Origin of the sequence: Actinomadura sp. NPDC048032, assembly GCF_040653175.1 — a bacterium.
GTDB lineage: Bacteria > Actinomycetota > Actinomycetes > Streptosporangiales > Streptosporangiaceae > Spirillospora > Spirillospora verrucosospora.
In genome coordinates this window covers 1-5,878 of the sequence record NZ_JBEZJP010000474.1, presented here as the reverse complement: position 1 = coordinate 5,878, position 5,878 = coordinate 1, and the positions used below count along the sequence as shown (strand labels likewise).

General features: G+C 74.2%; 7 protein-coding genes. All 7 read left to right on the top strand.

From position 1 onward, the window contains the following. The first annotated feature begins 113 nt into the window (after positions 1-113). On the top strand, positions 114-962 hold the full coding sequence (locus AB0C69_RS36700) for a thioredoxin domain-containing protein (protein ID WP_360360164.1): 849 nt from the start codon (positions 114-116) through the stop codon (positions 960-962). Between the two features lie 43 nt (positions 963-1,005). After that, a complete protein-coding gene (gene lgt / locus AB0C69_RS36695; RefSeq protein ID WP_360360161.1) occupies positions 1,006-2,355 on the top strand; it encodes a prolipoprotein diacylglyceryl transferase in 1,350 nt (449 codons plus the stop codon). A 12-nt stretch (positions 2,356-2,367) separates the two neighbouring features. Then, complete coding sequence (locus AB0C69_RS36690) at positions 2,368-3,093, top strand: VIT1/CCC1 transporter family protein (protein WP_345175399.1); 726 nt, start codon at positions 2,368-2,370, stop codon at positions 3,091-3,093. A 70-nt stretch (positions 3,094-3,163) separates the two neighbouring features. Then, positions 3,164-3,955: a hypothetical protein gene (locus tag AB0C69_RS36685; RefSeq protein WP_360360158.1), complete on the top strand. Its 792-nt coding sequence runs from the start codon at positions 3,164-3,166 to the stop codon at positions 3,953-3,955. Between the two features lie 52 nt (positions 3,956-4,007). Next, positions 4,008-5,315: a hypothetical protein gene (locus AB0C69_RS36680; protein WP_360360155.1), complete on the top strand. Its 1,308-nt coding sequence runs from the start codon at positions 4,008-4,010 to the stop codon at positions 5,313-5,315. A 93-nt stretch (positions 5,316-5,408) separates the two neighbouring features. Beyond that, the gene (locus tag AB0C69_RS36675; protein WP_345175395.1) at positions 5,409-5,552 is read left to right on the top strand and encodes a hypothetical protein; all 144 of its coding nucleotides are present in this window, start codon (positions 5,409-5,411) and stop codon (positions 5,550-5,552) included. A gap of 79 nt (positions 5,553-5,631) precedes the next feature. Continuing rightward, positions 5,632-5,878, top strand: a 247-nt coding sequence (locus AB0C69_RS36670; RefSeq protein WP_360360152.1) for a hypothetical protein, incomplete at its 3' end; no start/stop codon positions are given.

The window sequence follows — 5,878 nt, the reverse complement described above, 5'->3', positions numbered from 1 at the left end:
GATCTGTCCCCTCCCGGGGCGGCGCGGCGTGGCGCTTTTCCGCCGTCCGGCGGGGCCTTGCCCGCTACTCTCGTAGACGCTCACCAACACGCAGAGTAGCGATCGGGGGATCGATGAGCGAGCAGGGCAGGGAACCGTCCGCGCGCAAGCGGCTCGCGGACGAACGGACGCGGGCCGCGGTCCGGCGCCGGCGCCGGCGGGCGCTGCTGGTCGCCCTCGGCGCCCTCACCGTGGCGGCGGTCGCGGTCGTGGTGGTCGTCGTCGCGCTGTCCCGGACCGGCGAGAAGCCCCTCCAGAACTCCTACAAGGGCGCGCTGGCGCCCGCCGCCCGCCAGCAGGACGGATCGGTCGCCATGGCGCAGCCGGGGGTCTCCTCCCCGGTCCTGGACGTCTGGGAGGACTTCCAGTGCCCCGCGTGCAAGGCCATGGAGGAGCGGGTCGGCGCGACGATGAAGGAGCTCGCCGCGCAGGGCAGGGTCAGGGTCGTCTACCGGCCGTTCCAGCTCTTCCAGCAGGACCCGCTGATGTCGAACTCCCGGCGGGCCGCGAACGCCGCCGCCTGCATGCCCGCCGACCACTGGGTCGCCTACCACGACAAGCTCTACGCCGAGCAGCCGCCCGAGGGCGACACGGGCTTCTCCACCGGCGACCTCGTCAGGTGGGGCGAGCAGCTGGGGGTCACCGCCCCCTCCTTCGGCGCCTGCGTCCGCGGCGACCAGAAGATCAAAACGGTGGACCAGGCGAGCGCCCAGGCCGGGCGGGCGGGCGTCGACGCGACCCCGTACCTCGCGCTGAACGGCAAGAAGGTCGGCAACGACGCCCTGGCCTCGCCGGACGACCTCAGGAAGGCCGTCGCGGAGGCCGGCGGCGGCACGCCCCAGCCGGGGAGCACGCAGTCCGGCGGCACGGCGGGGCGCTCCGGCGAGGGGGCCGCGATGATGACGATCTCGTCGCGGTCCTAGAGGAGGCGCGCGCTGTGCCCCGGAGGCGGTAACGTCAACGGTCATGCACCCGGTCGCCTACATACCGAGTCCCTCGCAGGGCGTCTGGCACCTCGGCCCCGTGCCGCTGCGCGCCTACGCCATCATGATCATCCTTGGCATCGTCGCCGCGGTCTGGCTGGGCGAGCGCCGCTGGGCCGCCAAGGGCGGCACCCCCGGCGTGATCATCGACGTGGCCGTGTGGGCGGTGCCGTTCGGCCTGGTCGGCGGGCGGCTCTACCACGTGCTCACCGACTACCAGCGCTACTTCGGGGAGGGCGGCGACCCGATCCGGGCCCTGGAGGTCTGGAAGGGCGGCCTCGGCATCTGGGGCGCCGTCGCGCTCGGCGCGGTCGGCGCGATCATCGGCTGCCGGCGGCGGGGGATCTCGGTGCTGGCGCTCGGCGACGCGGTGGCCCCGGGCATCGCGCTCGCGCAGGCGATCGGCCGCTGGGGCAACTACTGGAACCAGGAGCTGTACGGCCGCCCGCTGGACACCTTCTGGGCATTGAAGATCGACGAGAACCACCGGCCGATGCTGGACGGCGGGCCCGGCCTCGACCCCAAGTACGCCGACGTCGCCACCTACCATCCGACGTTCCTGTACGAGTCGCTGTGGTGCATCGGCGTCGCGATCCTGGTGATCTGGGCCGACCGCCGCTACAAGCTCACCCACGGGCGCGCCTTCGCCCTCTACGTCGCCGCCTACACCGTCGGGCGCGGCTGGATCGAGGCGCTGCGCATCGACGACGCCCACCACGTCCTCGGGCTGAGGCTCAACGACTGGACGTCCATCGTCGTCTTCGCCGGCGCGGTCGCCTACCTGTACCTGGCCCGCGGGCGCACCGGCCCGGAGAACGTCGGCGCCCCGGCGGAGGCCGCGCCGTCCGCCGCCCCCGCCGCGGCGGAACCCGAGGCGACGGCCGAGGAGCCGGACGGCACCGCCGCCGTGGCCGCCGCCGGGCATGCGGACGAGGAACCGGCCGAGGAGCCGGCGGCGCAGGACGAGGTGGCCGAGGCCGCGGCCCCGGAGACCGAGGAGCCCGCCCCGGCGGCCGGGGAGCCGGAGTCGGCGCCCGAGGCGGACGGCGGGGAGCCGGAGGCGACGTCCTCCGAGGAGCCCGAGCCCGCCCCCGAGGCCCCCGAGGCCCGCGAGGAGGGTCCCGCGCCGGAGGCGAAGGCCGACGAACCGGCCGAGCCCGAGAGCGACACCGAGAGCGACACCGAGGCCGACCCCGAGGCCGAGCCCGAGGCCGGGGCCCGCACCGAGACCCCCGCCGCCGAGGCGGAGGACGAAGCCGGGGAGAATGAGGCTGACGGTGCCACCGCCCACGACCGGGTGGAGAAGGGGGAGCCCGTCAAGGACGGGAAGTAGGAAACGGCGACGGTGTCCGACACAGATGAGAAGCACGGCGTGCGGCCGGAGCAGCACCACCAGCACCGGGACGTCACCGGCGGCTGGCTGCGGCCCGCGGTGTTCGGCGCGATGGACGGGCTGGTCTCCAACTTCGCCCTGATCGCCGGGGTCGCGGGCGGCCAGGCGACCCAGAAGGTCGTGCTGCTGGCGGGCCTGGCGGGGCTGGCGGCGGGCGCGTTCTCGATGGCGGCGGGGGAGTACATCTCGGTCGCCTCCCAGTCGGAGCTGGCGCAGGCGGAGATCGAGGTGGAGCGGCTGGAGCTGGCCCGCCACCCGGTGGCCGAGCAGCGGGAGCTGGCCGAGGTCTTCGAGGCGCGCGGCGTCGACCCCGAGACGGCCGCCGAGGTCGCGCGGCAGCTGTCGCGCGACCCCGAGGAGGCCCTTGAGGTGCACACCCGGGAGGAGCTCGGGGTGACGCTCGGCGACCTGCCCTCGCCGGTCCTGGCGGCGGGCTCGTCGTTCCTGTCGTTCGCGGTCGGCGCGCTGCTGCCGGTGCTGCCGTACCTGCTGGGCGCGACCAGCCTGTGGCCCGCGGCGGGCATCGCGGCGCTCGGGCTCTTCTGCGCCGGGGCACTGGTGTCGCGGATCACGGCCCGGGCGTGGTGGTTCGGCGGGTCGCGGCAGCTGCTGTTCGGCGCCGCCGCGGCGTTGATCACTTACGGGTTCGGCGCACTGATCGGCAGTAACGGGCTGTAGCCCCAAGGAATCTGGGCGAAACACCCTTTTGGCCGCGCGAGGGGGATCCGGACCGCTAAGCTCCGGGGCTGTGATCGAGGCTTCTGACACCGGTTCCGCCGAGGCCGCCGAGGGCCGCCGGCGGGACTTCTGGCCGGAGGACAAGTCCGGCCGCAAGCTCCCCAGTCCGAAGCTGCTGCTGGGCGCGGCCGCCGCGCTGGTCGCGGTGATCGTCGCGGTGGTCGCGGTGGTCGTGCTGACCGGCGGCGGCGACGAGGCGAAGCCGCAGCAGCGCGCGGTGCCGACCGCGTACGCGCCGGACTACCTCGGCGAGGGCTTCGCCAAGCTCGCCTCCCGCTCGAACGACCCCCGTCCGATCACGGAGGGCGAGGCGTTCTCCACCAAGACGCTCAAGTCGGGCAAGTACACGTTCACGCTGGCCGAGTCCCAGCTGAGCGCCGACTGCAAGACCGCCACCTGGGGCGGCCGGCTGCAGGGCGACCTCGCCAAGTACCAGTGCACCCAGATCGCCCGCGCGGCCTACGTCAGCGCCGACAAGAGGCACGTCGGCCAGTTCGCCGTGATCAACCTCGTGAGCGAGGAGGGCGTCAAGCAGATCCTCCGCGACCTGGAGCCGGCGACCGCCGCCGGCTGGGTGTCCCCGCTGCAGCCGAAGGGCGTCCCCGCGTTCGGGCCCGGCTTCACCGCCGCCTACACCAAGACCTACGGCCACTACGCCGTGGTCACGTGGGTGGAGCGGGCCGGCGGCGCGCAGCCCGCCTCGCTGAACGAGATGATCGATGTGAGCCTGGCCATCGAGAACGCCGCCGACTTCCTGTACGGGCGCCTCGACCTGGTCTCCGGCGGGAAGACCGGGCAGTGATCCGGCCGGGTGCGGGCGCGCCGCCCGCCGGCGGCGAGTAGTCTGCGCGGTCGTGGATCCCGATGAGCACCGCCGCGGCGGCTCGGGGCGGCCTCCGGTGAGCCGCTCGGGCCGCCGGCAGCCTCCCGCGCGCCGGACCGCGCAGTCCCGGTCGGGCGGCCCGCGCCGGACGCCGCCGCCCCGCCGCACCGCGGCGCGCCGGGAACGCCCCGCCCCGCCGCCGCCGCGGACGCCCTACGACGACGCCCCCTACGAGGACGCCCAGTACAGCGGCGCCCAGTACGGCGACGCGCAGTACGGCGACCCCCAATACGGCGACCCCCAATACGGGGACGCTCCGTATGAGGACGCCGTCCAGGACGACGCGTTCGCGGCGGAGGACGCCCGCGCCGCCCTCCCGCCGGAGGGTCGTCCCGGCGGCCAGGCTCGTTCCAGGCGGCCGGAGAAACGCGGCAAACCCGGCCGCAAGGCAGATGGCAAGACCGGCCGCAAGGCCGACGGCGAGGCCGGCCGCAAGGCCGGTGGCAAGGCCAAGCGCGGGCAGGCGAAGAACGCGGGCAGGTCCCCGGGGCGTCCCGCCGCGCCGGACCGCCGGCAGGCCGCGCCACGGGGCGCGGGCAAGCCGAACCCGAAGCTGTACTTCGGCGCGGCGGCCGTGCTGGGGGTGTTGATGCTGCTGGGCGTCGGCGCCGTCGTCCTGAGCGGCGGTGGCGACTCCGACGCCAAGACCCGGGACGCGGGCGGCGCGCCGATCGGACGGCCCGCCGGGACGGGCCCGTCGCCGACCTCCTACTCCAATTCGCCGTCCAGCTCCGCCTATGCCGGGATCGCGAACCGCAGTGCCGATCCCCAGCCCCTCACCGAGGGTGAGGCGTTCCCGTCCTCGGCGGCGAAGCTGCCCCTTCCGGACGGGAAGGTCTCGGTGAAGCTGCGCGCCAAGCGGCTCGACGGCGACTGCGCCGCGGCCGTGTGGGGCGGGTCCGTCGGCGAGGAGCTCGCCAAGGGCGGCTGCACGCAGGCGGCGCGCGGGATCTACTCCGACACCGAGCACGGCTACGCGCTGGCCGTCGTCGTGTTCAACCTCGCCGGGTCGGCGGACGCCGACCGCTTCGTGGCCAGGCTGGAGACCACGATCGGCGCGGGTTTCGTCCGGCCGCTGGAGGCGCCCGCCCCGCTGGACCGGTTCGGACGGGGCTTCGGGATGGCGCGGGGCCTCGCGATGGGGCACTTCGCGGTGGTGTCGTGGGCGCAGCGCCTGGACGGCAAGAGCGACGAGAAGGACGAGACCCTGCTGTCGCTGCTGATCGAGGGCGGCAAGGCCCCGGCGGTGCTCGTCCGCGCGGCCCGCGGGACCGGCTGAGCCCGTCCCGCGGCCCAAGGTCCGCCGGGGGTTTGGGGAAGGGCGCTTTTCGGTAGGTCTTCGGCGGAGCGCCGTAAACATCGCGTACCGGTGATGAGCCTCACCGAGGTCACGGCGTTCGGCTTCCGGGCCCAGCCGGTAGCCTGGTCTAAACCAATCCGAGATGACGCGCGCCCGATCGCCACGAAGAAGTTTCGCGATCTGGTGCAGTCGGGCATGATCCCGGCAGTGATGTAATGTCATCTCACCGCAGCAGGGCCAACGTCGTCCCGTGCCGCACTGACATCGAAGCAGTGACACGACGACGGGAGGGTTGATGGCTGCTGCTGCCCTCACACCTGATGGCCGTGCACCGGGCCGCCCCCAGCCGCAAGGCCTGTACGACCCGGCCAACGAGCATGACGCCTGCGGCGTCGGCATGGTCGCCGACCTGCACGGACGCAAGAGCCACGACATCGTCCAGAACGCCCTGCCGGACGACCCCATGCCCGCCGCGCTCCTGCGCCGCCGCCACCTGATCGGCCTGCGGGAGGCTTACGAGGGCATCCACCGCCCCCGCACCT